22 protein-coding genes are annotated in these 23,088 nt (G+C 71.9%); 12 read left to right on the top strand and 10 right to left on the bottom strand.

Annotated features, from left to right (window positions below; translation table 11 throughout):
* Positions 1-8: 8 nt before the first annotated feature.
* From thrC to groL, 4 genes are all read left to right on the top strand, one after another.
* Positions 9-1,295 carry a threonine synthase gene (gene thrC, locus ABT057_RS29390; RefSeq protein ID WP_352346633.1) on the top strand — a complete coding sequence of 429 codons (1,287 nt, stop codon included), beginning with the start codon at positions 9-11 and terminating at the stop codon, positions 1,293-1,295.
* Positions 1,292-1,570, top strand: a complete 279-nt coding sequence (locus tag ABT057_RS29385) for a ubiquitin-like small modifier protein 1 (RefSeq protein ID WP_352346632.1) — start codon at positions 1,292-1,294, stop codon at positions 1,568-1,570. Before thrC ends, ABT057_RS29385 begins: the two co-directional genes overlap by 4 nt.
* A gap of 464 nt (positions 1,571-2,034) precedes the next feature.
* A complete protein-coding gene (locus ABT057_RS29380; RefSeq protein ID WP_007493268.1) occupies positions 2,035-2,241 on the top strand; it encodes a cold-shock protein in 207 nt (68 codons plus the stop codon).
* A 324-nt stretch (positions 2,242-2,565) separates the two neighbouring features.
* Positions 2,566-4,188, top strand: a complete 1,623-nt coding sequence (gene groL / locus ABT057_RS29375; RefSeq protein WP_352346631.1) for a chaperonin GroEL — start codon at positions 2,566-2,568, stop codon at positions 4,186-4,188.
* A gap of 125 nt (positions 4,189-4,313) precedes the next feature.
* On the opposite strand, the gene ABT057_RS29370 is transcribed toward groL, so the two are convergent.
* The gene (locus ABT057_RS29370) at positions 4,314-5,795 is read right to left on the bottom strand and encodes a serine/threonine-protein kinase (RefSeq protein WP_352346630.1); all 1,482 of its coding nucleotides are present in this window, start codon (positions 5,793-5,795) and stop codon (positions 4,314-4,316) included.
* An 86-nt stretch (positions 5,796-5,881) separates the two neighbouring features.
* Positions 5,882-6,559 carry a class I SAM-dependent methyltransferase gene (locus ABT057_RS29365; RefSeq protein WP_352346629.1) on the bottom strand — a complete coding sequence of 226 codons (678 nt, stop codon included), beginning with the start codon at positions 6,557-6,559 and terminating at the stop codon, positions 5,882-5,884.
* Between the two features lie 120 nt (positions 6,560-6,679).
* Between ABT057_RS29365 and ABT057_RS29360 the strand changes: the two genes are divergently transcribed.
* The 4 genes from ABT057_RS29360 (at position 6,680) to ABT057_RS29345 (ending at position 12,028) form a co-directional block, all read left to right on the top strand.
* Positions 6,680-7,849: an NADH:flavin oxidoreductase gene (locus ABT057_RS29360; RefSeq protein WP_502973978.1), complete on the top strand. Its 1,170-nt coding sequence runs from the start codon at positions 6,680-6,682 to the stop codon at positions 7,847-7,849.
* 39 nt (positions 7,850-7,888) lie between these two features.
* Positions 7,889-8,743, top strand: coding sequence for a metallophosphoesterase (locus ABT057_RS29355; protein ID WP_352346627.1), 855 nt, complete (start codon positions 7,889-7,891; stop codon positions 8,741-8,743).
* Positions 8,744-8,882: 139 nt separating this feature from the next.
* The gene (locus ABT057_RS29350; protein ID WP_352346626.1) at positions 8,883-10,358 is read left to right on the top strand and encodes an MFS transporter; all 1,476 of its coding nucleotides are present in this window, start codon (positions 8,883-8,885) and stop codon (positions 10,356-10,358) included.
* A 119-nt stretch (positions 10,359-10,477) separates the two neighbouring features.
* Positions 10,478-12,028, top strand: coding sequence for a carboxylesterase/lipase family protein (locus ABT057_RS29345; RefSeq protein ID WP_352346625.1), 1,551 nt, complete (start codon positions 10,478-10,480; stop codon positions 12,026-12,028).
* A 27-nt stretch (positions 12,029-12,055) separates the two neighbouring features.
* On the opposite strand, the gene ABT057_RS29340 is transcribed toward ABT057_RS29345, so the two are convergent.
* The 4 genes from ABT057_RS29340 to ABT057_RS29325 form a co-directional block, all read right to left on the bottom strand.
* Positions 12,056-12,625 carry a hypothetical protein gene (locus tag ABT057_RS29340; protein WP_352346624.1) on the bottom strand — a complete coding sequence of 190 codons (570 nt, stop codon included), beginning with the start codon at positions 12,623-12,625 and terminating at the stop codon, positions 12,056-12,058.
* 129 nt (positions 12,626-12,754) lie between these two features.
* Positions 12,755-14,215: a PTS transporter subunit EIIC gene (locus ABT057_RS29335; protein WP_352346623.1), complete on the bottom strand. Its 1,461-nt coding sequence runs from the start codon at positions 14,213-14,215 to the stop codon at positions 12,755-12,757.
* Between the two features lie 16 nt (positions 14,216-14,231).
* Positions 14,232-15,167 carry an N-acetylmuramic acid 6-phosphate etherase gene (murQ, locus tag ABT057_RS29330; RefSeq protein WP_352346622.1) on the bottom strand — a complete coding sequence of 312 codons (936 nt, stop codon included), beginning with the start codon at positions 15,165-15,167 and terminating at the stop codon, positions 14,232-14,234.
* Between the two features lie 69 nt (positions 15,168-15,236).
* Complete coding sequence (locus ABT057_RS29325; protein WP_352346621.1) at positions 15,237-16,148, bottom strand: MurR/RpiR family transcriptional regulator; 912 nt, start codon at positions 16,146-16,148, stop codon at positions 15,237-15,239.
* 54 nt (positions 16,149-16,202) lie between these two features.
* On the opposite strand from ABT057_RS29325, the gene ABT057_RS29320 reads away from it, so the two are divergent.
* Both ABT057_RS29320 and ABT057_RS29315 read left to right on the top strand, forming a co-directional pair.
* Positions 16,203-16,670 carry a DUF8819 family protein gene (locus ABT057_RS29320; RefSeq protein WP_352346620.1) on the top strand — a complete coding sequence of 156 codons (468 nt, stop codon included), beginning with the start codon at positions 16,203-16,205 and terminating at the stop codon, positions 16,668-16,670.
* A gap of 7 nt (positions 16,671-16,677) precedes the next feature.
* Positions 16,678-16,953, top strand: a complete 276-nt coding sequence (locus ABT057_RS29315; protein ID WP_352346619.1) for a DUF4031 domain-containing protein — start codon at positions 16,678-16,680, stop codon at positions 16,951-16,953.
* Positions 16,954-16,961: 8 nt separating this feature from the next.
* On the opposite strand, the gene ABT057_RS29310 is transcribed toward ABT057_RS29315, so the two are convergent.
* Positions 16,962-17,453: a GNAT family N-acetyltransferase gene (locus ABT057_RS29310; protein ID WP_502973977.1), complete on the bottom strand. Its 492-nt coding sequence runs from the start codon at positions 17,451-17,453 to the stop codon at positions 16,962-16,964.
* Entirely contained in the window at positions 17,450-18,103 is a 654-nt protein-coding gene (locus ABT057_RS29305; protein WP_352346618.1) for an HD domain-containing protein, read from the bottom strand. Before ABT057_RS29305 ends, ABT057_RS29310 begins: the two co-directional genes overlap by 4 nt.
* Before the next feature lie 72 nt (positions 18,104-18,175).
* Between ABT057_RS29305 and ABT057_RS29300 the strand changes: the two genes are divergently transcribed.
* Positions 18,176-18,868 (top strand): copper homeostasis protein CutC, encoded by a 693-nt coding sequence (locus ABT057_RS29300; protein WP_352346617.1) that lies wholly within the window; start codon positions 18,176-18,178, stop codon positions 18,866-18,868.
* Position 18,869: 1 nt separating this feature from the next.
* On the opposite strand, the gene ABT057_RS29295 is transcribed toward ABT057_RS29300, so the two are convergent.
* Positions 18,870-20,915, bottom strand: coding sequence for a HelD family protein (locus tag ABT057_RS29295; RefSeq protein ID WP_352346616.1), 2,046 nt, complete (start codon positions 20,913-20,915; stop codon positions 18,870-18,872).
* A gap of 298 nt (positions 20,916-21,213) precedes the next feature.
* On the opposite strand from ABT057_RS29295, the gene ABT057_RS29290 reads away from it, so the two are divergent.
* Complete coding sequence (locus ABT057_RS29290; RefSeq protein WP_352346615.1) at positions 21,214-21,393, top strand: hypothetical protein; 180 nt, start codon at positions 21,214-21,216, stop codon at positions 21,391-21,393.
* Between the two features lie 8 nt (positions 21,394-21,401).
* Here the strand turns inward: ABT057_RS29290 and ABT057_RS29285 are convergent, their stop codons facing one another.
* Positions 21,402-23,045 carry a DNA repair helicase XPB gene (locus ABT057_RS29285; protein ID WP_352346614.1) on the bottom strand — a complete coding sequence of 548 codons (1,644 nt, stop codon included), beginning with the start codon at positions 23,043-23,045 and terminating at the stop codon, positions 21,402-21,404.
* Positions 23,046-23,088: the final 43 nt, after the last annotated feature.

Below are 23,088 nucleotides of genomic sequence, written 5' to 3'. Positions count from 1 at the left end.
CGCCTCACATGGCTGCGCAGACTGTTGCAAGCACCACCGACTCCACCGTGGACCTTGGTCCCGCCGCTGCTCTTTCCTGCCGCGAATGCGGTCACCGCGTCCCGCTCGGGCCGGTCTTCGCCTGCGAGGAGTGTTTCGGCCCGCTCGAGATCGCGTACGACTTCTCCGCCTACGAGACGGAGGAGCTCCGCAAGCGCATCGAGGCGGGACCCGCGAACATCTGGCGCTACGCGCCGCTGCTGCCCGTCCCGGCCGACGTGGCGGACAAGCCGAACATCAACCCGGGCTGGACCCAGCTGGTCCAGGCCGACAACCTGGCGCGCGAGCTCGGCGTCGAGGCCGGCAACCTCTTCGTGAAGGACGACTCCGGCAACCCGACCCACTCCTTCAAGGACCGGGTCGTCGCCCAGGCCATCGAGGCGGCGCGCGCCTTCGGCTTCACCACCCTGTCCTGCTCCTCCACCGGCAACCTGGCCGGCGCGGTGGGCGCCGCGGCGGCCCGCGCCGGCTTCCGCTCCTGCGTGTTCATCCCGCACGACCTGGAGCAGGGCAAGGTCGTCATGGCCGCGATCTACGGCGGAGAGCTCGTCGGCATCGAGGGCAACTACGACGACGTCAACCGCTTCTGCTCGGAGCTCATCGGCGACCCGGCGGGCGAGGGCTGGGGCTTCGTCAACGTCAACCTGCGGCCGTACTACGCGGAGGGGTCCAAGACCCTCGCGTACGAGATCTGCGAGCAGCTCGGCTGGCGGCTTCCCGACCAGCTGGTCGTCCCGATCGCCTCCGGCTCCCAGCTCACGAAGATCGACAAGGGTCTGCAGGAGCTGATCAAGCTGGGGCTCGTCGAGGACAAGCCGTACAAGATCTTCGGTGCGCAGGCGGAGGGCTGCTCCCCGGTGTCGGTGGCCTTCAAGGCCGGTCACGACGTGGTCCGCCCGCAGAAGCCGAACACCATCGCCAAGTCGCTGGCGATCGGCAACCCGGCCGACGGACCGTACGTCCTGGACATCGCGCGCCGCACGGGCGGCGCGGTGGAGGACGTGACGGACGAGCAGGTCGTCGACGCGATCAAGCTGCTGGCGCGGACGGAGGGCATCTTCGCCGAGACGGCGGGTGGCGTGACCGTGGGCGTGACCCGCAAGCTGATCGAGAACGGTCTGCTGGACCCGACGAAGACCACGGTCGTCCTCAACACGGGCGACGGCCTGAAGACCCTGGACGCGGTGGCAGGCACCGGCCTCACCGCGACCATCCGCCCCAACCTGGACTCTTTCCGAGAGGCTGGCCTCGCATGAGCGTGACCGTTCGCATCCCCACCATCCTGCGCACCTACACCGGCGGCCAGGCCGAGGTGACCGCCGAGGGCGCGACCCTCGGGGAGGTCATCTCCGATCTGGAGAAGAACCACACCGGTATCGCCGCCCGCGTTCTCGACGACCAGGGCAAGCTGCGCCGGTTCGTCAACGTGTACGTCAACGACGACGACGTCCGCTTCGAACAGGGACTGGAGACGGCCACCCCGGACGGCGCGGGTGTCTCCATCATTCCGGCCGTCGCCGGCGGATGCTGACCCACGTTCAGTACCGGCGAGTAGTACTCATTGGTAGTAACCGTCGGTAACAGTGATTACCGAGTGTTCATCGAATTGCCCCCTCCGTGAGAGAAGTGGAGGGGGCAATTCAGTGTGGTTGAGCGCGGTACAGTTGGGGAACCGGGTCGCGCGCCCTTGATCCGGAGCCTTTGATTTCTGCCCTGGCCCGACAAGAAGTAGCCAAAGTGTGTGTCTCTTGCGTGGCATTTGTGGCTTTTACGGGGCCCGACTTGCCCTGAATTCAGGCGAATTCTCGCCACATTCCGGATCGCGTGCGTCCAGAATTCTCGTCCGACTGACCTGTTGCAGACGGCAGTTGGACAGATACATTCAGCCGCGGTCGACGCGTTCCGGCGCACGCCCCCAACCAACTGGGGGGTGAGGTCTGACCCGGATCCGCGAAGTGTGGATCTGTGCAAGGGCCAGTAATAGGGGAGTTAGGCATGGCTCAGGGCACCGTCAAGTGGTTCAACGCGGAGAAGGGGTACGGCTTCATCGCGGTCGACGGTGGTGCGGATGTTTTCGTCCACTACAGCGCGATCCAGATGGACGGGTACCGCACCCTGGAAGAGGGTCAGCGGGTCGATTTCGAGATCTCGCAGGGCCAGAAGGGGCCGCAGGCGGACATGGTCCGGCTGGCGACCGGCTGAAGCACGCGCCGACTGACAGCGACGTTCTTCTGTTTCATCTTCGAAGGGCTCGTACCTCCCGGGGTACGGGCCCTTCGGCACGCCCGGACGGCCCACGCCCCGGACCCCTCATCGAGCCCGCTTCGCGGGCGCACCTTGCACTCGGGCATGCCGAGTGCTAATCATTGGCGTTAGCACTCTGAAGGTGAGAGTGACAAAGATGGACCGGGTCGGTGAGGCCCGCAGGCCAGGTGGGGCAAGGAACCACGGGGCATGCGAGCCGTCCGTCGCGGGCGCGGGCGCGGTCCGAAGGAATCACCCCCAGTCCTGGAGGGACCACTTCACATGGCCAAGATCATCGCGTTCGACGAGGAGGCGCGGCGCGGCCTCGAGCGCGGCATGAACCAGCTCGCGGACGCCGTGAAGGTGACGCTCGGCCCCAAGGGCCGCAACGTCGTCCTCGAGAAGAAGTGGGGCGCCCCCACGATCACCAACGACGGTGTTTCCATCGCCAAGGAGATCGAGCTCGAGGACCCGTACGAGAAGATCGGCGCCGAGCTGGTCAAGGAAGTCGCCAAGAAGACGGACGACGTCGCCGGTGACGGTACGACCACGGCGACCGTTCTCGCCCAGGCCCTGGTCAAGGAAGGCCTGCGCAACGTAGCCGCCGGCGCCAACCCGATGGCCCTCAAGCGCGGTATCGAGAAGGCCGTCGAGGCCGTCTCCGGTGCCCTGCTCGAGCAGGCGAAGGACGTCGAGACCAAGGAGCAGATCGCTTCCACGGCCTCCATCTCCGCCGCCGACACCCAGATCGGCGAGCTCATCGCCGAGGCCATGGACAAGGTCGGCAAGGAAGGCGTCATCACCGTCGAGGAGTCCCAGACCTTCGGTCTGGAGCTGGAGCTCACCGAGGGTATGCGCTTCGACAAGGGCTACATCTCGGCGTACTTCGCCACCGACATGGAGCGGATGGAGGCGTCGCTCGACGACCCGTACATCCTCATCGCCAACTCCAAGATCGGCAACGTCAAGGACCTGCTCCCGCTCCTCGAGAAGGTCATGCAGTCGGGCAAGCCGCTGCTGATCATCGCCGAGGACGTCGAGGGCGAGGCCCTGTCGACCCTGGTCGTCAACAAGATCCGCGGCACCTTCAAGTCCGTCGCGGTCAAGGCCCCGGGCTTCGGCGACCGCCGCAAGGCGATGCTGAACGACATCGCCATCCTCACCGGCGGCGAGGTCATCTCCGAGGAGGTCGGTCTCAAGCTCGAGAACACGACCCTCGACCTGCTGGGCAAGGCCCGCAAGGTCGTCATCACCAAGGACGAGACCACCATCGTCGACGGCGCCGGCTCCTCGGAGCAGGTCGCGGGCCGCGTGAACCAGATCCGCGCCGAGATCGAGAACAGCGACTCGGACTACGACCGCGAGAAGCTCCAGGAGCGCCTGGCCAAGCTCGCGGGCGGCGTGGCCGTCATCAAGGCCGGTGCCGCCACCGAGGTGGAGCTCAAGGAGCGCAAGCACCGCATCGAGGACGCCGTCCGCAACGCGAAGGCGGCCGTCGAGGAGGGCATCGTCGCCGGTGGTGGCGTGGCCCTGCTGCAGGCCTCCCAGGTCTTCGAGAAGCTGGAGCTCGAGGGTGACGAGGCGACCGGCGCCAACGCCGTGCGCATCGCGCTCGAGGCCCCGCTGAAGCAGATCGCCGTCAACGCCGGCCTCGAGGGCGGTGTCGTGGTGGAGAAGGTGCGCAACCTGACCCCGGGCCACGGCCTGAACGCCGCGACCGGCGAGTACGTCGACCTGGTCAAGGAAGGCATCATCGACCCGGCGAAGGTGACCCGCTCTGCCCTGCAGAACGCCGCCTCCATCGCCGCGCTCTTCCTCACCACCGAGGCCGTCATCGCCGACAAGCCGGAGAAGGCCGCGGCCCCGGCCGGCGGCGGCATGCCGGGCGGTGACATGGACTTCTGATCGACCCCGGTCGATCGACTGTCCTTCACACCGAGGGCGGTACCCCTGTTCCGACAGGGGTACCGCCCTCGGGCGTTTCCGGAGGCCTGCGACCGTCCCGCGGTCCGTTCCCCGAGCCCGGGAGGTCAGGGACGAGTCGTCTGTGTGAGGGGGACGCCGTGCTGGGCGGCGTACGTGCGCACCGCCTCCGGGAGCGGGAGCGGGGGCGTGTCGGTGACCGGGGCGAGTCGTGTCGTGCGGATGCGGACGAGGCCCTTGCGCCGGGTGCGGACCCACGGGGGTTTCCTGAAGCCGGTGGGGAGGGTCCGGCCCTCGGCGAGCAGCACGGCCACGAAGGTCTCCTTGCCGCGTGCTTCGATCGCCAGGGACCTGACGGCGGTCCAGGGCAGGACGACAGCGTTGTCCGGGGCGCCCAGCCCGATGCCCGCGTCGCCGAACGTGAGTCTGTGCCGGACGGTGCCGAACACGGCGACGAGCCGCAGGAGTGCGGCGACCGCGCAGACCGCGGCCACCAGTGTGACCATGGGCGGATAGCTCCCGACGAACACGGTCGCCAGGGCCGCCACGCCGGACACGGACAGGATCAGCCCGTTCCGCAGGACCAGGAGGGCGACGTGCCAGGGATTGTGCCGGTATCCGACCGGGGCCGGAGTCGGGGCCGGGGCGGAGGTCGGGGCCGACGTCGGACTCGGGGTCGAGGTCGAGGGCGTGGCCGTGGGAGTGGCCGTGGGCGTTGTGCCGGTCTGGGGTTCCGGTGTGGTGGTGGCGGAGTACGGGGCGAAGCCGGCCGTGTCGGCCATGGTCGGCGTATAGGGCGCCGCGGGGACGGCGGCGTCCGCGCACCGGTCCAGCAACTGTCGTGCCGTGGGCCGTTGCTCCGGATCCTTGCGCAGACACGCCTCGACGACGGGGCGCAGCGTCTCGGGTACGGCGGACAGGTCCGCCTCCTCGTGCAGCGCGCGGTACGTCATCGTGTCCAGCGTGCCCTGCCCGAACGCGCTGCCCCCGGCCGCCGCGACCAGCACGGCACCGAGGTTGAAGACGTCCGACGCCCCGGTGACCGTCGTGCCCCGCACCTGCTCCGGCGAGAGGAAACCGAGGGTTCCGATCATCAGGCCCGCGCTGGTCAGCATCTGCCCGTCCGTGATGCGGGCGATCCCGAAGTCCAGGACGCGCGGGCCGTCGTCGGCGAGCACGATGTTGCCCGGTTTCAGGTCGCGGTGCACCAGCCCGCACGAGTGGATCGCCACCAGTGCCTCCGCGAGGGCAGCGGCCAGCGTCCACAGCCGGGGTTCGTCCAGTCCGCCGCTCTTGTCGATCTCGTCGGCGAGCGTCGGACCCTTGATGTAGGCGCTGGCCATCCACGGCAGCGGCGCGTCGGGATCGGCGTCCACGATCGCGGCCGTATGGAAACCGCCGACCCTGCGGGCGGCCTCGACCTCCTTGCGGAAGCGGTCCCTGTACCGGGGGTCGGCCGCGTACTCGGGGCGGATCACCTTGATGGCGACGGCCCGCCCGGAGCGTGAGCGCGCGAGATAGACGGAGCCCATGCCTCCGCTGCCCAGCTCACGCTCTATCGCGTAGTCCCCGATACGTGCCCCGATCAAGGCGGCCCCTTTGGTGTTCCTGTGAAATGCCGGCCACGATCAACTTGCGTGACTGGCAGGGCAGTTCGTTCCTGACGGGGCGTACGTTACAGCGCGCGGCGGGTGTAGTAGGAGCCAACCGCGGGCTGGCCCGTGTAGTTGGGGCCGGCGTCGGGGTCCGCGCCGAGGTACCGGAAGGGCAGCCCCATGCCCCGTCCGCCCCGGAGGGTGAGCCGATGGTGCCGGGGGCTGTACTCGTACCCCGCCGCGCGCAGGGCCGACACCGCCGCCCTCCCCGCCGCCGATCCGTCGGCCCACCGCACCGAGTCGGGGTCGAAGTGCGCGGCGAGCAGACCGTCCGCGGTCAGCCAGGCGGCGGCGCGGGCGAGGAGCCCGAGCTGGTCGCCGACGTAGTGCAGGCCGTGGACGCAGGTGATCAGGTCGTAGGTCCGGGCCGGGGTCCAGGAGGAGACGGAGGTGATCACCTCCTGCATCGAGGCGGGGGCCGGCAGGGGAGCGAGGGGGCCCACCAGGTCGACGGCGGTGAGGACCGCGTCGTCGGGCAGGGCCGGGGCGGCCTCCCGCAGGGCGCGGCCCTCGCCGCTGCACAGGTCCAGCCACGAGGGGGCGGGGCGGCCCGCGAGGTGGGTCAGCGGGTCGATGCCCAGTTCACGGGCGTAGCTGTTCACCCCGGTGAGGCCGCGTTCGCGGTTCATCGTGTTGTTGGCGACTACGGGGGACCGTTCCAGGTCGACGGCCGTGACCAGCGCCCGCTGCTTCTTCATGCGGTCATTGTCCGACCCGGCGTCATGGCTCCGGCGTGTGCGGGATCACAGGGCGGGCCGGCCGGAGCCGGAATGTCCGGCGTGCGCGCGCGGGTTGAACGGATCACGCGTACTGAATGCATGTGCACATACCGCTTGGTCCCCTTCGCAAGGAGTTCCTTCGTGAGCGTCACCCCGCCCACCGCCTCCCGCGCCGCCGACATCCTCTCCCGGCCCGTCGCCATCAACGGTCTGACCGTGCCGAACCGCATCGCGATGGCGCCGATGACGCGCATGTTCTCGCCGGACGGGATCCCCGGCGAGGACGTCGTCTCGTACTACTCGCGGCGCGCGGCCGCCGGGGTCGGCCTCATCGTCACCGAGGGGACCTATGTCGGCCACGACTCCGCCGGGCAGAGCGACCGGGTGCCGCGGTTCCACGGGGCGGAGCAGCTCGCCGGGTGGGCGAAGGTCGCCGAAGGGGTGCACGCGGCGGGCGGCACGATCGTGCCGCAGCTGTGGCACATCGGGATGGTGCGCAAGGCGGGGGAGCCGCCCTTCGCCGACGCGCCCGCCGTGGGACCCTCCGGGATCCGCCTGGACGGCACCGAGGGCGAGGGTCACGCCATGACCCAGCGTGATCTGGACGACGTCATCGGCGCGTTCGCCGAGGCCGCGGCCGCCGCCGAGCGCATCGGCTTCGACGGCGTGGAGATCCACGGCGCCCACGGGTATCTGGTCGACCAGTTCCTCTGGGCGGGCACCAACCGCCGCACCGACGCCTACGGGGGCGACCCGGTGGCCCGTACCAAGTTCGCCGCCGAGATCGTCGCCGCCGTGCGCGAGACCGTCTCCCCGGAGTTCCCGGTCATCTTCCGCTACTCGCAGTGGAAGCAGGAGGCGTACGGCGCCCGGCTCGCCGAGTCGCCCGAGGAGCTGGATGCCGTCCTCGCCCCGATCGCCGCGGCCGGTGTCGACGCCTTCCACGCCTCCACCCGCCGTTACTGGCTCCCGGAGTTCGACGGCTCCGACCTCAACCTCGCGGGCTGGACGAAGAAGCTGACCGGCAGGCCCACCATCACCGTCGGCTCGGTCGGACTGGACGGCGACTTCATCAAGGGCTTCAAGGGGGAGGGCTCCCCGCTCAAGGGCATCGACGAGCTCCTCGACCGCCTGGAGCGCGACGAGTTCGACCTGGTCGCCGTCGGGCGTGCGCTGCTCCAGGACCCCGAGTGGGCCGCGAAGGTCCTCGCCGGCCGCACCCATGAGCTGAGGCCGTTCGACGCCGCCGCGCTCGGCAGTCTCAGCTGAGCCCGCATTCCCGGGCACGGCACGGGTATCGTCCGGGAGATGAGGATCCTTCATCTCTCGGACACCCATGTCCGGCGGACCGACGGCCCCGACCGGCACGGTGTCGACGCCACCGACTCCCTGCGGCTCATCCTCCGCGAGCTGCGTCATCTGCGGGACGTGGACGTCGTGGTCGTCACCGGTGATCTCGCCGACGACGGGTCGGTGGAGGCGTACACGACCGTACGGGAGCTGATCGGCGACTTCGCGCGCTCCCTCGACGCGCCCGTCCTCTACACCACCGGCAACCACGACGAGCGGGACGCGTTCGCGAAGGTGCTGGGCAGCGGGCACGCGGAGGCCGTTCTCGAGTTCCCCGGTGCGGAGCGGGCCGCCGTCAGCGTCCTCGGCGGCCTGCGGTTCGTCACCCTCGACTCGCTCGTGCCGGGGAAGGTGTACGGCCGGCTGGAAGCGGGCCAGCTCCAATGGCTGCGCGAGGTGTTGAGCACCCCCGCCGAACACGGCACCGTCCTCGCCTTCCACCACCCCCCGATCAGCCTCGGGGTGTCCGCCACCCAGCAGGTCTTCGGGCTCCGCGACCCCGGTGCGCTGGCGGAGGTGATCCGCGGGAGTGACGTCCGGGTCCTGCTGACCGGGCACTTCCATCTCCAGCTGTGCGGCTTCCTGGCGGAGGTGCCGGTGTGGGTGACGCCCGGGGTCGTCAACCGCATCGATCTGACCACCGCGCCCGGCACCGAGCGGGCGGTGCGGGGGGCGTCGGCGTCGCTGGTGGAGCTGGGCGGGGCGGGAGGGCCGATGTTCCACACCTTCCATGCGCGCGATCCGCGAGCCCACGAGACGGTCTACCAGCTGGACGAGGAGCGGACCCGGGAGCTCATCGAGCGGCACGGCTGAGTCGGATTTCGCTCTTTCCCCTGGTCAGGGCAGGTAGGGGCAGGTTGTGTCCAGATTTCACTTGCTTAACTCAATCAATCTGCATAAGCTTGCTTGAGTCAAGCAGTTCACTCCCTGTGCAACCGACGGAGGCCCTGTCATGTCCGACGCCCTTGCCCGACCCGCCGCGGCGGGAACATCCGCCCCGCCGAGGTCGAACGCCGTGGTGGCGGTGCTGGCCCTGGCCGGGATCGTCGTCGCTCTGATGCAGACCCTGGTCATCCCGATCGTCCCCGAACTGCCCAAGCTCCTGGACGCGCCCGCCTCCGACACCGCCTGGGCGGTCACCGCCACGCTGCTCGCCGCGGCCGTCGCCACCCCGGTGGTCGGCCGGCTCGGTGACATGGTCGGCAAGCGGCGGATGCTGTTGGTCAGCATCGTGATGCTGATCGCCGGCTCACTGGTCTGCGCCCTCGCCGACTCCCTCGTCCCGATGATCGCCGGCCGCGCCCTGCAGGGCCTCGCGGCCGCCGTGGTGCCGTTGGGCATCAGCATCCTGCGTGACACCGTCCCCGCCGACAAGCTCGCCGGTTCGACCGCGGTCATGAGCGCCTCCCTCGGTGTCGGCGGCGCGCTCGGTCTGCCCACCGCCGCGTTCATCGCGGACAACTGGGACTGGCACGTCCTCTTCTGGACCTCCGCCGCCCTCGGCGTCGTCTCCCTCCTCCTCGTCCTCGTGGTCGTCCCCGAGTCGAAGACCCGCACCGGCGGCCGCTTCGACCTCGTGGGTTCGCTCGGCCTCTCCGCCGGTCTGGTCGCCCTGCTGCTCGCCGTGTCCAAGGGCGCCGACTGGGGCTGGACCTCCGGTACGACGCTCGGTCTCGGTGCCGCCGCCGTCGTGATCCTGGCCGCGTGGGGCTGGTGGGAGCTGAAGGCCGAGCAGCCGCTGGTCGACCTGCGCACCACCGCGAAGGCGCAGGTCCTGTTCACCAACCTCGCCTCGATCGCCCTCGGCTTCTCGATGTTCGCGATGTCCCTGGTCCTGCCCCAGCTGATGCAGCTGCCCGAGCAGACCGGCTACGGCCTGGGCAAGTCGATGATGACCGTCGGCCTGGTGCTGGCCCCGCAGGGCTTCGTGATGATGGTCATGTCGGCCGTGTCCGCCCAGATCACCAAGGCCAAGGGCCCCAAGGTCACCCTGATGATCGGCGCGCTGATCGTCGCCGCCGGCTACGGGCTGAACATCCTGCTGATGAGCGAGGTCTGGCACCTCGTCCTGGTGTCCTGCGTCATCGGCGCCGGCGTCGGCTTCACCTACGGCGCGATGCCCGCCCTGATCATGGGCGCGGTCGACCCCTCCCAGACCGGCGCCGCGAACAGCCTCAACACCCTGATGCGGTCCCTGGGCACCTCCTTCGCCAGCGCCATCGCGGGCGTCATCCTCGCCCAGATGACCACCGACTTCGGCGGCTACGCCCTCCCCTCGGAGAACGGCTTCAAGGTCGTCATGGCGATCGGCGCGGGCGCGGCCCTCGTGGCCTTCCTGCTCGCCGGCTTCATCCCGAAGAACAAGCAGACCGCGGTCCAGCCGTCGGTCGCCGAAGAGGCCGAGGAGACCACGCCGGTCAAGGCGTGAGCGGCCGATCCACAGCCGTCGGAGGCGGCCGTCACCCACACGAGGGGTGACGGCCGCCTCCGGCACTTTCCCCGGGCACCGCCCGTTCCACGGACAGCCCCCCACTTCAGGAGTGATCGATGACGACAGCAGATGACGCCGGCCTCGTCGTACGCACCGCCGCCGGAGCCGTCCGCGGCCGCCGCGAAAGCGGTCTGACGGTCTTTCGGGGCATCCCGTTCGCCGCACCCCCGGTGGGCGAGGCCCGCTTCCAGGCGCCGCGCCCGCCCCACTCGTGGGACGGCACACGGGAGGCGTACGCCTTCGGCCCCCCGCCCCCGCAGGAAGCCGGCATCCAGGGCCGCACAGGCATCGTCGACGCCCCGGCCGGCGACGACTGGCTGACGGTGAACGTCTGGACCCCCGAGGCCGACAGCCGGTCCGCCCGCCCCGTGATGGTGTGGATCTACGGCGGTGCCTACAAACTCGGCCACTCCGGCAGCCCGGGCTACGACGCGCAGCACCTGGCCCGCGCCGGGGACCTCGTCGTCGTCACGCTCAACTACCGCGTCGGGATGGAGGGTTTCGCCCGGATCGAGGGGGCGCCCGCGAACCGGGGGCTGCTGGACCAGGTGGCGGCCCTGGAGTGGGTGCGGGACAACATCGCCGCGTTCGGCGGCGACCCCGGCCAGGTCACGGTCTTCGGCGAGTCGGCGGGCGCCGGTTCAGTGGCGTCGCTGCTGGCGATGCCGGCCGCGCGCGGGCTGTTCGGGCGGGCGATCGCGCAGAGCGTGCCCGGCACCTTCTTCTCCGACGAACTGGCCCGTGACCTCGCCGCCGCGATGGCCGCGGAGGCGGGACTGCGCCCCACGGCCGCGGACCTGGCGACGGTGGATCCGCGGACCCTGCCCGAGGCGGGGGCCGCGCTGGGCGCGAAGATGGGGCAGCGGGTGGACCGCTGGGGCCGGGTGGCGCCGACGGTCACCCCGTTCTCACCCGTGGTCGACGGCGAGGTGCTGCCGACGACACCCTGGCAGGCGCTGGCGGCGGGCGCGGCCCGGGACATCGACCTGGTCGTGGGGCACAACGCCCAGGAGTTCCGGCTGTTCATGACCCTGGGCGACCTGCGGCCCAAGGTGACGGAGGAACAGGCCTCGGCGGTCCTGCGGCTGTTCGCCCCGGGCGGGGAGGCCGGCGAGCGCGCCTACCGGCAGGCCTTCCCGGACGCGGGACCGGCCGACCTGTTCGAACAGGTCCAGTCGGACTGGCTGTTCCACATACCGTCCCTGCGCCTGGCGGAGGCCCAGGTTGCGGGCGGCGGCCGGGCCCATGTCTACGAACTGACCTGGCCCGCCCCCGGCATGGGCGGCGCCCTGGGCGCCTGCCACGGCCTGGACATCCCCCTGCTGTTCGGCACCTACCAGGCGGACCTGGGGAACCTGCTGTTCGCGGGCGCCGAGGTGACCGCCGAGGCCCGGTCGCTGACCGCGCAGTTCCAGACGGCGTGGACGTCCTTCGCCCGCACCGGCGACCCGGGCTGGCCGGTGTACGACGCGGACCGGCGTCTCGTACGGGTACTGGACACGGAGCCGAAGACGGCCCCGTACCCGGAGGAGAGCTCCCGCCGCCTCTGGGAGGGCCGGGAGTTCCCGCCGCTGCCGCTGCTCGGGGACGACACCGCCGGCAGGTGATCGCCTGAACCTTTCCGGTCACAGCCCTCAGAGATTCCCGAGGGGCTCGATGTCGACCTTCACGGGGGTGCCCCAGATGCGCAGGACCTCGTAGTCGGTGAACTCGTGCACCAGGCGGTAGGCCATGGCGGGGCGGGAGCCCCGGCGCAGGGCGGCGAGGTAGAGCTCGGCCTCGCGGCGGTCCCGCCTCGGGGTGCCGCACAGCTGCCACTCCTGGCCGTTCCACAGCTCCGGCAGCCAGCGCTGCTGGGGCTGAGGCCGGTCGCCGCGGGTGCCGTAGCGGGAAGGGGCGGGGGAGGTGTGCGGGCCCTGCGGGGGCGGGCCGTTGAACTCGGCCCGCCGGGCCGCCCGGCGCCGTGTCTCGCACAGCAGGCACAGGTCGGGGGCGGCCTCGTCGACCGGTCCGTTCGGATGCTCGGCGCAGCGGGTGGTGGGCGCGGCGCTGGTCACGCCCTCGTCGAGCAGCTCCAGCGCCCGCCGCAGATCGGCCTTGACCTCGTGCAGCCGCGCGTCGGGCGTGTCGGCGTCGAGTGCCTCGCCGTGCTCCCCGACCAGCCGGAGAGCACGGCCCAGAGCGGTGAGCTGGGCGTGGTTCATGGGACCCAGGGTAGGGGCGCGCGCCGCGGACGGTGGCTCTCGGTCAACCAGGACTAGCCCGACCCGCGCCGCGCCAGGCACCGGACTGGGACGCCGGCCACGGTGCCGGTCCGGACCCGGGCGACTTCGTCAGCTGGATCGCGAAGGTGCCGGGGCGCCGGAGGCGGAAGGAGCGGCGGCGGCCGGGACAGCGGCGGCTGCGGCCTTCACACGGTCGGTGACGCCGAAGGCGTACGTCGCCGCGAAGCCCACCGCGTACCCCGTCAGCAGCCCGCCCGCGTAGATCGCCGCCGTCGTGCCCAGCCCCCTGTTGCCCGCCAGCAGGGGGAACAGGGCCCAGCCGGACGGCCCGATCGCCGTCGCGCCCACCCGGTCGCCGAGCATCGCGAAGAACCCGACGAACGCTCCGCCGGCCGCGCCTCCCGCGCAGGCGGTGAGGAAGGGGCGGCCGAGCGGCAGCGAGACGCCGTACACGAGGGGTTCGCCGACGCCGAGCAGACCGGCCGGGAGCGCCGATCTGATCGTCGTACGGAGCGAGGTGTGGTGGCGCAGCCGGACGTAGACCGCGACCGCCGCACCCACCTGGCCCGCGCCCGCCATGGCCAGGACCGGCAGCAGGACCGTGTAGCCCTGTTGCTCGATGAGCGTGGCGTGGACGGGGATCAGGGCCTGATGCAGCCCCAGCATCACCAGCGGCAGGAAGAGACCGCCCAGGACCAGTCCGGCGAAGGCGCCCGTCGTCGCCAGCAGCCAGTTCGCCGCCGTACCGATCGCGGCGGACACCGCGCCGGCCGCGTACATGATCCCGTACAGCGTGCCCAGGCCCGCGACGAGGACGGTCACGGCCGGGGTGAACAGGACGTCCAGGGCGTCCGGCACCCTGCCCCGGCACCACCGCTCCACCCGCGCCGCCAGCAGCGCCGCCGTCAGCGCGCCGAGCACCCCGCCCTGGCCGGGGGAGAGGTGCACCCCGAACGCGGTCACCTTCGCGACCCCGGGATACACGACGATCGCCGCGACCGCACCGCCCAGCACCGGCGTACCGCCGAACTCTCCGGCCGTGTTGTATCCGACGAACACCGCGATCAGCGCCATGAAGGCCGCGGCGACGGCCGTCAGCGCCGGGGTCAGACCGGGCAGCAGGCCGGCGTTGAGGAGCAGGCCGTTGACACCGGCGAGGATGCCGCAGCCGATGAGCGCGGGGATCAGCGGGACGAAGACCGCGGCGAGCCGCCGCAGGGCGGCCCTGGCCGGGCCCGCGTCGCGCCGGCCGCGCGCCTCCCGCTCCTCGGCGCCCGGTGCGGCGAGCGGGTCCGCGGCCGTCAGCTTCCCGAACTCCTCCGTCACCCGCCCGACCACGCCCGGTCCCAGCACCACCTGACAGGTGCCGCCGTCCAGGACGAGCCCGAGCACGCCGGGCAGCGCCCGCAGTGGCCGCTCGTCGACCCGGGAGGGATCGGCCAGGCCCAGCCGCAGCCGGGTCATGCAGTGCGCGACGGAGGTGACGTTGGCGGGGCCGCCGACCAGGGGGAGGAGTGCGGCGGCCAGAGCGTTCGCGGGCGAGGTGCCGTTCGGGGGAGAGGTGTCCACCCGCCGAGCGTGCGGCTCAGCGGGCCGCCGCGGCGAGCGCGGCACGCAGATGACCGCCGGACTCCTCCAGAAGGCGGGCGGCCGACAGCCCGTCCACCCCGGCCAGCAGCACCAGGATGGCGTGCTTGACCTCGCCGTCGGTGGCCGCGAGCGCCGCCTCGATCTCCTCCTCGTCCGCCCCGGTCGCCAGCGAGACGATCCGCCGGGACCGGGCCCGCAGCTTCTCGTTCGAGGCACGGACGTCGACCATCAGGTTTCCGTACGTTTTGCCCAGCCGGACCATAGTGATCGTCGACAGCATGTTCAGCACCAGCTTCTGCGCGGTGCCCGCCTTCAGCCGGGTCGAGCCGGTGAGCAGCTCCGGGCCGACCACGACCTCGATGCCGTGCTCGGCGGCGGCCGCCAGCGCGCTGCCCCGGTTGCAGGCCAGCCCCACGGTCAGAGCACCCCGGGCACGGGCGTACTCCACCGCGCCGACCGCGTACGGTGTGCGCCCGGACGCGGAGACGCCGACCACCGAGTCGTCAGCGGTGAGGGCGAGGCCCTCCAGATCGCGGACGGCCAGTTCCGGGGAGTCCTCGGCACCCTCGACGGAGGTGACCATCGCCTCCGGCCCGCCCGCGATGACCCCGACGACCTGCCCGGGGGTGGTGTTGAAGGTCGGCGGACACTCCGAGGCGTCGAGCACCCCGAGCCGCCCGGCGGTCCCGGCCCCCGCGTAGACCAGCCGCCCACCGCGCGCCATCCGCTCCGCGACGGCGTCGATGGCGGCGGCGATCCGGGGCAGCTGCGCGGCGACGGCGGCGGGCACACCGGCGTCCTCGCCGTTCATGAGCCGGGCGAGATCGAGCGTGGGCAGCCGGTCGATGTCGGCGAGTTCGGGCCGGAAGGCTTCGGTGGTGAGCGAGTCCAGCTGGGCACGCAGATCGTCGGAAGGGGAGGTGGAGGCCATGGGAGACGGTTCTTTCTGATGCGGGTCTTTCCGATACCGGTCTTTCTGCGACGGGCCGGTGCGACACCTTTACCTGTGCCGGTGCGCCAACGCCTCGTACGACGCGGCCAGCGCCGGCCCGGCCCGCTCGTACGTACGCTGGGCCACCCCCACGAACAGACAGTCCACCACCAGCAACTGCCCGGTCCGCGAGGACATCGCCGCCGGCCGCAGCTCGCTCTCCCGCGCGCTCGACGTCGTCAGCACGTGATCGGCGTACTGGGTCACCGCACTCGCAGGGCGGCCGGTGATCGCCACCGTCGTCGCCCCCCGCTCGAACGCCACCCGCAGCGGCTCGATGACGTCACCCGTTGACCCCGAGTGGGTGATCGCGACCGCCACGTCCCCCGCCCGCAGTTGCACCGCGTTGGTCACCGCCAGGTGGGTGTCGCTGTGGGCGTGCGCCGTGAGCCCGATCCGCAGCAGCTTCTGGACGAGGTCCTGGGCGACAAGACCGGACGCGCCGACGCCGTACACGTCGACCCGGCGCGCGGCCGCCGCCGCGGTGACCGCCGCATCGAGCGCCGCGGTGTCGAGACCGGCGGCGGTGTCGGCGAGGGTCTGCCGCTCGTCGTGGGCGAGCTTGGCGACGACGTCCGCGAGGGAGTCGTCGACGGCGATGTCGGTGGTCAGGGCGGGCGCGCGGCCGGACTGCTGCTGGGCGGCGAGCCCGGCGAGGGCGAGCCGCAGGCCCCGGTAGCCGGGATAGCCGAGGAGACGGGCGGTGCGCACGACGGTCGCCTCGCTCGTGCCGGTGCGTTCGGCGAGGCCGGTGACGGTGAGTGCGGCGCAGCCCGCGGGGTCGTGCGCGACGGCCTCGGCGACGCGCTGCATGGAGCGGGTCATGGAGGGGGCGAGGGTGCGGACCTTGGCGGCGAGGGCGGCGGGCGCGGGGCCGGGGCCGGGGCCCGGGCTGAAACTTTCCTTCACGTCACGGGGCACGTACGAAAGGTATTTTCGGCTCGGACCGCGGTCAAGGATGCGCACAATGGGTGCATGGATCCCTCCCACGACCCCTCCCACGACCCTTCCGACGACTCCTCCCACAGCCCGTCCAGCGACCTCTCCGACGCGTCCCCGGGCCGCTCCGTCAGCCCTCTGGAACAGGCGTTGCACGCCGCGCGCGCCCTCGTGCTCGCCGATCTCGCCGCGGGTGACGTGGCCGTGGCGGACGTGGTGTCGATGGTGGAGGACTCCGTCGTGCAGCGCCGCTGGTGGGTGGAACAGTGGCCGGAGGGCGCGCCCTACGTGGCCGGGCTGGTGGCGCAGGACGTGCAGGACGCGCTCCTCGAACGCCACGGGCGCTGGCCGCTGTGCCCGGTCTGCGGCTCGGGCGATCCGCACGCCCTGGACGTCGAGCCCGAGCTCGGCCCCGACCCGCACTGGGTGTGCCACAAGGCGGGCGTGAAGGTCGCGGCGGTGGGCACGCTGGGCTCCGCCACGGGCGGGACCCCGTCGTCGTGAGGCAGCCGTGACGATCTACATCGATCCGCCGGACTGGCCGGGCCACGGCCGGCTCTGGTCCCACCTCGTCAGCGATGTCTCGTACGAGGAACTGCACCGGTTCGCCGAGGAGTTGGGGGTGCCCCGGCGGGCCTTCGAACGGGACCACTACGACGTCCCCTCGCATCGTTACGGCGAGGTGGTGGCCGCCGGAGCGGTCGAGGTCAGCAGCCGTGAGGTGGTGCGGCTGCTGCTGGGCGCCGGTCTGCGCAGACGCAAGGGGAGCGTCGAGCCCGGCCGGTGAGCGCGGGCTCAGCCGCGCAGCTCGTAGGCGTACTCGCCCTCGCCGTCCCAGACCCGGACGAACCCGGTCCGCTCGAGTACGGCCCGGGAGGCGGCGTTGTCGTGGGCGACGGTGGCGAACAGGCGTCGCACGTCGTCCCGGGCGAGGGCCCAGCCGGCCAGCGCGCGCAGCGCCTCGGTCGCGTAGCCGTGGCCGCGGGCGGCCGGGACCAGGTCGTAGCCGATCTCGGTGCGGCCGTCCTCGTCGGGGGCGGAGTGGAAGCCCATGCTGCCGATCGCCCGCCGGTCCTCCCGCCGGACGAGCACGTAGAGGCCGAACCGCGGCCGCAGTACGCCCTTTTCGTGGGCCCGCAGCACCATCCCGGCGGCCTCCCGGGTGCCCGCGTACGGGCCGTCGCCGAGCCAGTCGAACCCGCCGTCGCCGGTCCGCAGCGCGGCGAGGGCCTGGGGGCCGGCGGCTTCGAGGGTGAGGCGGTCGGTGGGGATGCCGGAAGGCTTCACGAGGCCAGCAGCTCCAGCTCGCCCCGCAGGTTGAACCGTGCGGTCGCCTCCCACTCCGCCTGCCCGTAGGGCGTTCTGAACAGTCTCGGCAGGTCGAGGAGCCGGCGCAGGATCGCGGCGCGGCCGGCGCGGAAGGCGTCGCTCGGGACGAAGTGGTACTCCTCGCGGACGGCGGCGGTGTAGGCGGCGTACACGGAGGGCGGCGCGGCGAGGATCGCGAGGTCGGCGTCGCACAGGACCTGGCCGTCGCGGTCGTCGTCGGCCGGGTCGTGGGTGACCGTGAGCCGGACCAGCCGGGCCACCTCGGCGGTCCGCTCCCCGGGCACCCCCGCCTCGGCCAGGGCGCGTTCGGCGAGCCGGGCGGAGCGCTCCTCGTTCTCGGAGCGGTCGGGGGCGTAGACGGCGTCGTGGAACCAGGCGGCGAGGCGTACTGCGGCCGGGTCGTCGGCGTGCTCCCGGAGGACGTCGATGTGGTCGAGGACCGCGGTGAGGTGGGTGAGCGTGTGGTAGCGGCGCTGCGGTTCCCGCCAGCGGGCGATGAGGTCGTCGGCGTAGCGCGCGGGGTCGGGGCGGTCGCCGTGGCCGCCGGGGCCCCGGGCTGCCTCCAGGGCGTGGGTGAAGCGGGTGCGCAGGGCGTCGAGGTCGGCCATGGCCCCATTCTCCCGTGTGCGCGCGTACCCTAAAATTGGTTTAGACCTGTTGTCTTCGATGGATGGGGTCCCATGAGCGAGCGTGCAGTGCTGGAGGTGATCGCCCTCGACGCCGAGGACGCGATCGCAGCCCGGGCCGGGGGTGCGGACCGGCTGGAGCTGGTCACCGACATGGCCGCGGACGGCCTCACCCCACCCGTCGCGACCTTCGCCGGGATCCGGGCCGCCGTCGACCTCCCCCTGCGCGTGATGCTGCGGCTGGCGGACGGCTTCGCGGCGGGGGACGTCGAACGGCTCGTGCGCGTCGCCCGTGAGCTGCGGCTGGCCGGCGCCGACGAGTTCGTGCTGGGCTTCCTCGACGCGGAGGGCGGGGTGGACCTCGCCGCCGTGGAGCGGGTCGTGGCCGAGCTGGACGGCTGCCGCTGGACCTTCCACCGCGCCCTCGACCACGCCGCCGACCGCGACGCCCTGCGCAAACAGCTCGACGGCCTGCCCGGCCTGGACACCTACCTCACCGCCGGCTCGGCGGCGGGCGTCGACGAGGGGCTCCTCACCCTGCTCACCGAGGCGGCCCGTACCGGACAACCGGGCTACGAGCAGCGACTCCTCGTCGGCGGCGGCCTCCGCCTCGACCATGTCCCCCGCCTGCGGGCCGCCGGGGTGGACGCCTTCCACATCGGCGGCGCGGCCCGCCCGGACGGCTGGACCGAGCCGGTGTCGGCCGACGCGGTGGCGGAGTGGCGGGGGGCGCTGGACGGCGGGTGACCTACCCGAGCTGGGGCGGCAGCGGCGCCGTGTGGGTGACGATCAGGCCCGAGACCGCCCGGGTCAGGGCCACGTACAGGCGCCGCAGGCCCGTGCGCTCGTCGGGTTCGCCGTCGACCACGGCACGCGGCTCGTCCAGGGCGACGTAGTCGTACTCCAGGCCCTTGGCGAGGGACGCCGGGACCAGGGTGAGGCGGGTCTCGGCGGTGGTCTCCTCGCCGGGGGCCAGATACGGGATCCCCGCCGCCGTCAGGGCCTCGGCCAGCGCCGGGACGCGGGCGTCGGCGGCGATCAGACCCGTCGAGCCCTCGTTCGACAGCAACTCCTCGCAGGCCGCCACCACTTCGGCGGTGCCGGTGACCGGGCGGAGGTCGAAGAAGCCGGGGTTCTCCCGGACCGACGCGACCGGGGTGAGACCGGGCGCGATGTGCGGGAGCAGCCGCGAGGCGTAGCTGATGACGTCCGTGGGGACCCGGAAACCGGCCGTGAGCTCCTCGATCACACCGTCCGACTTGCCCAGGTGGGCGAGTGCCTCGGCCCAGCTCCGGGTCGCCCAGGGCGTGGTGCCCTGCGCCAGATCGCCGAGGACGGTCGCCGAGCCGGTCGTGCAGCGGCGCCCCACGGCGCGGTACTGCATGGGGGAGAGGTCCTGCGCCTCGTCGAGCACGACATGCCCGAGCGAGTGCGTGCGCGCGACGATGTCCGTCGCCTCGTCGATCAACACCGCGTCCGCCGCGGACCACTTGGCCGACTTCACGCTCCGGACGGGCTTCGCCCACAGGATCGTCTTCCGCTCGTCCTCGTCGAGGACGCCCTCCGCGTGGACGGCCAGGAAGTCCGCGTCCGTGAGCAGCCGCAGGACCAGCTTCGCCGGGTCGACGGGCGGCCAGATCTCCTTCACGGCCGCCTTCACCGCCACGTTGCGGGCCACCGCGTCCTGCACCCGGTCGTCGGGGGCCTCGCCGGAGCGCTCCATCTGCACCAGCACGGCGTGCGCGATGCGCTGCGGCAGGGCCTCGCGGGCGGCGCCGTAGCGGATGTCCCGGTCGAGCAACTCCCGCACCATTTCCTCGAGTTCATACGCCGGGACCCGCCACCGCCGGGACCCGCGCACCACGACGACGGGCTCGGTGGGCAAGGCCACATGCGAGTAGACGGCCCTGCGCAGCACCTCCGCCATCCGCGCGTCGCCCTTGACCACCGCGGCCGCCGCGTCGTCCGTGCCGCGCACCTCGACATGCGCGACGAGGTCGTCCACCGTGGCCTGGCGGACCGCCAACTCGCCCAGCGCGGGCAGCACCTGCTCGATGTAGTGGAGGAAGGACCGGTTCGGGCCGATGACGAGGGTGCCGGTACGGGCGAGGCGCTCCCGGTGCGCGTACAGCAGGTAGGCGACGCGGTGCAGGCCCACCGCGGTCTTCCCGGTCCCCGGCCCGCCCTGCACGCACACGGTCCCGCCGAGCCCCGACCTGACGATCTCGTCCTGCTCCGGCTGGATGGTGGCGACGATGTCCCGCATCGGACCGACACGCGGCCGCTCGATCTCCCGCTGGAGCAGCTTGCTGGCGCGGGCGCTCTCCCGCGGGTCGGAGAGGTGCTCGTCCTCGTACGCGGTGAGGTCCCCGCCGGTGTAGCCGAAGCGGCGTCTGAGCCCGACGTCCATCGGGTCCTTCTTCGACGCCCGGTAGAACGGCTGGGAGACCGGCGCACGCCAGTCGATCACCATCGGATCGCCCCCGCCATCGTGCACATGACGGCGCCCGATGTAGAAGCGCTCCCCCTCCGCGCCCTCCGCCTGCTCGGCGCCCGGCGCGTGCAGGTAGTCGAGCCGGCCGAAGAACAGCGGGGTGTCGCTGAGGTCGGCGAGCGCCTTGATGCGGTCCTCGATCTGGCGCTCCAGGATCTGGGCGTTCACCCAGTTCGCGGTGACATCGCTGATGTCCAGCGACTGGACGTCCTCCCGCATGGCCCGCAGCGCGGACCGGGAGGAGACGAGGTGGGCGCGTTCGCGCGCGAGGGGGTCGTCGTCGTGCACGGACGTGGACAAGGAGGTGCCTCCGGGCCTGCTGAAGGTGTGGCTACGGCGATGCCGTCCGGTTTCCGTCCGGACGACGGCACTCCGTCGAGGGAGGCGGGCAAGAGCGGAGATTGTAGGTGAGCGGGGGAGACGGGCGCGAACGGTTTTCCCGGCGCCCGCGGCCCCCCGAGCCGCCGCGCTCCTCCCCCTAGGGGAGACCGGTACCCCCGGTGGGGGAGGTCGGTACCCCAGGGGGTACCCAAGTAGTACACAAGGTCGGGACCCTGGACCGATGCCCCCTTTACGCCTCGGATCCCATCATGGACACATGAGTGCAGCGACCATCACCCCAGCCCCCGGTCGCCCGTCCGGCGCGACCCCCCTGACCGACATACACCACCACCGCCTCGGCGACGCCCTGCGCGCGATCAAGGTCTTCGCCGGCGCCGCCTTCGACGTGGTCATCCTCGGCGAGTACGGCGAGGAGGCTGGCGTCCGCCGCAGGTAGGCGGCCGCTCAGCCCTCCGCGAGGAGTTCGTCCGCGTCCATGATGCGGTAGGCGTAGCCCTGTTCCGCCAGGAAGCGCTGGCGGTGCGCGGCGAAGTCCTGGTCGATGGTGTCGCGGGCGACGACCGAGTAGAAGTGCGCCTGGTGGCCGTCCGCCTTGGGCCGCAGGACCCGGCCGAGACGCTGGGCCTCCTCCTGGCGGGAGCCGAAGGTGCCCGACACCTGCACGGCGACCGTCGCCTCGGGCAGGTCGATGGAGAAGTTGGCGACCTTCGACACCACGAGGACGCTGATCTCGCCCTCCCGGAAGGCGTCGAAGAGCTTCTCGCGCTGGGCGTTGGAGGTCTCCCCCTTGATCACGGGCGCGTTCAGGTGTTCACCGAGCTCGTCGAGCTGGTCGATGTACTGCCCGATGACGAGGATCTGCTGCCCGGCGAACCGCCGCACGATCGCCTCCGTCACCTTCCGCTTCGTCGCGGTCGTCGCGCAGAAGCGGTACTTCTCCTCCGCCTCGGCGGTCGCGTACGCCAGCCGCTCGGAGTCGGTCAGGTTCACCCGGACCTCGACACAGTCGGCGGGTGCGATGTACCCCTGCGCCTCGATCTCCTTCCATGGCGCGTCGAACCGCTTGGGCCCGATGAGCGAGAACACGTCCGACTCCCGGCCGTCCTCGCGGACGAGGGTCGCCGTCAGCCCCAGGCGCCGCCGCGCCTGGAGATCGGCGGTGAACTTGAAGACCGGCGCCGGCAGCAGGTGCACCTCGTCGTAGACGATCAGGCCCCAGTCCCGGGAGTCGAACAGCTCCAGATGGGGATAGACGCCCTTCCGCTTCGTCGTCAGCACCTGGTACGTGGCGATGGTGACCGGGCGGATCTCCTTCCTCGTCCCGCTGTACTCACCGATCTCGTCCTCGGTCAGCGAGGTCCGCTTCACCAGCTCGTGCTTCCACTGCCGCGCCGAGACCGTGTTCGTGACGAGGATCAGGGTCGTCGACTTCGCCTGGGCCATGGACCCCGCCCCGACCAGCGTCTTGCCCGCACCGCAGGGCAGGACCACGACCCCGCTGCCGCCGTGCCAGAAGTTCTCCACCGCCTGCTTCTGATAGGGCCGCAGCGCCCAGCCGTCCTCGGCCAGCTCGATCGGGTGCGCCTCGCCGTCCACGTACCCGGCGAGGTCCTCGGCCGGCCAGCCCAGCTTCAGCAGGGTCTGCTTGATCTGCCCGCGCTCGGAGGGGTGCACGACCACCGAGTCCGGGTCGATCCGGGCCCCGACGAGCGGGATGATCCGCTTCGAGCGCAGGATCTCCTCCAGGACCGGCCGGTCGGTGGTGGTGAGCACGAGCCCGTGCGCGGGGTGCTTGCTGAGCGTCAGCCGGCCGTAGCGGTCCATCGTCTCCGCGATGTCGACGAGCAGAGCGTGCGGAACCGGGTAGCGGCTGTACTCCACGAGCGCGTCCACCACCTGCTCGGCGTCATGTCCCGCCGCCCGCGCGTTCCACAGTCCCAGCGGAGTCACCCGGTAGGTGTGGATGTGCTCAGGCGCCCGCTCCAGCTCGGCGAACGGCGCGATGGCCCGACGGCAGTCGTCGGCCCGCTCGTGGTCGACCTCGAGGAGCAGGGTCTTGTCCGACTGTACGATCAGCGGTCCGTTCACGTGGTACGCACATCCTTTCCGCACGGCCAGACGTCGTGGCCAA

It is taken from the genome of Streptomyces sp. NPDC002588 (assembly GCF_040295925.1).
Lineage (GTDB): Bacteria > Actinomycetota > Actinomycetes > Streptomycetales > Streptomycetaceae > Streptomyces.
This window is presented reverse-complemented; position numbering and strand designations above follow the sequence as displayed.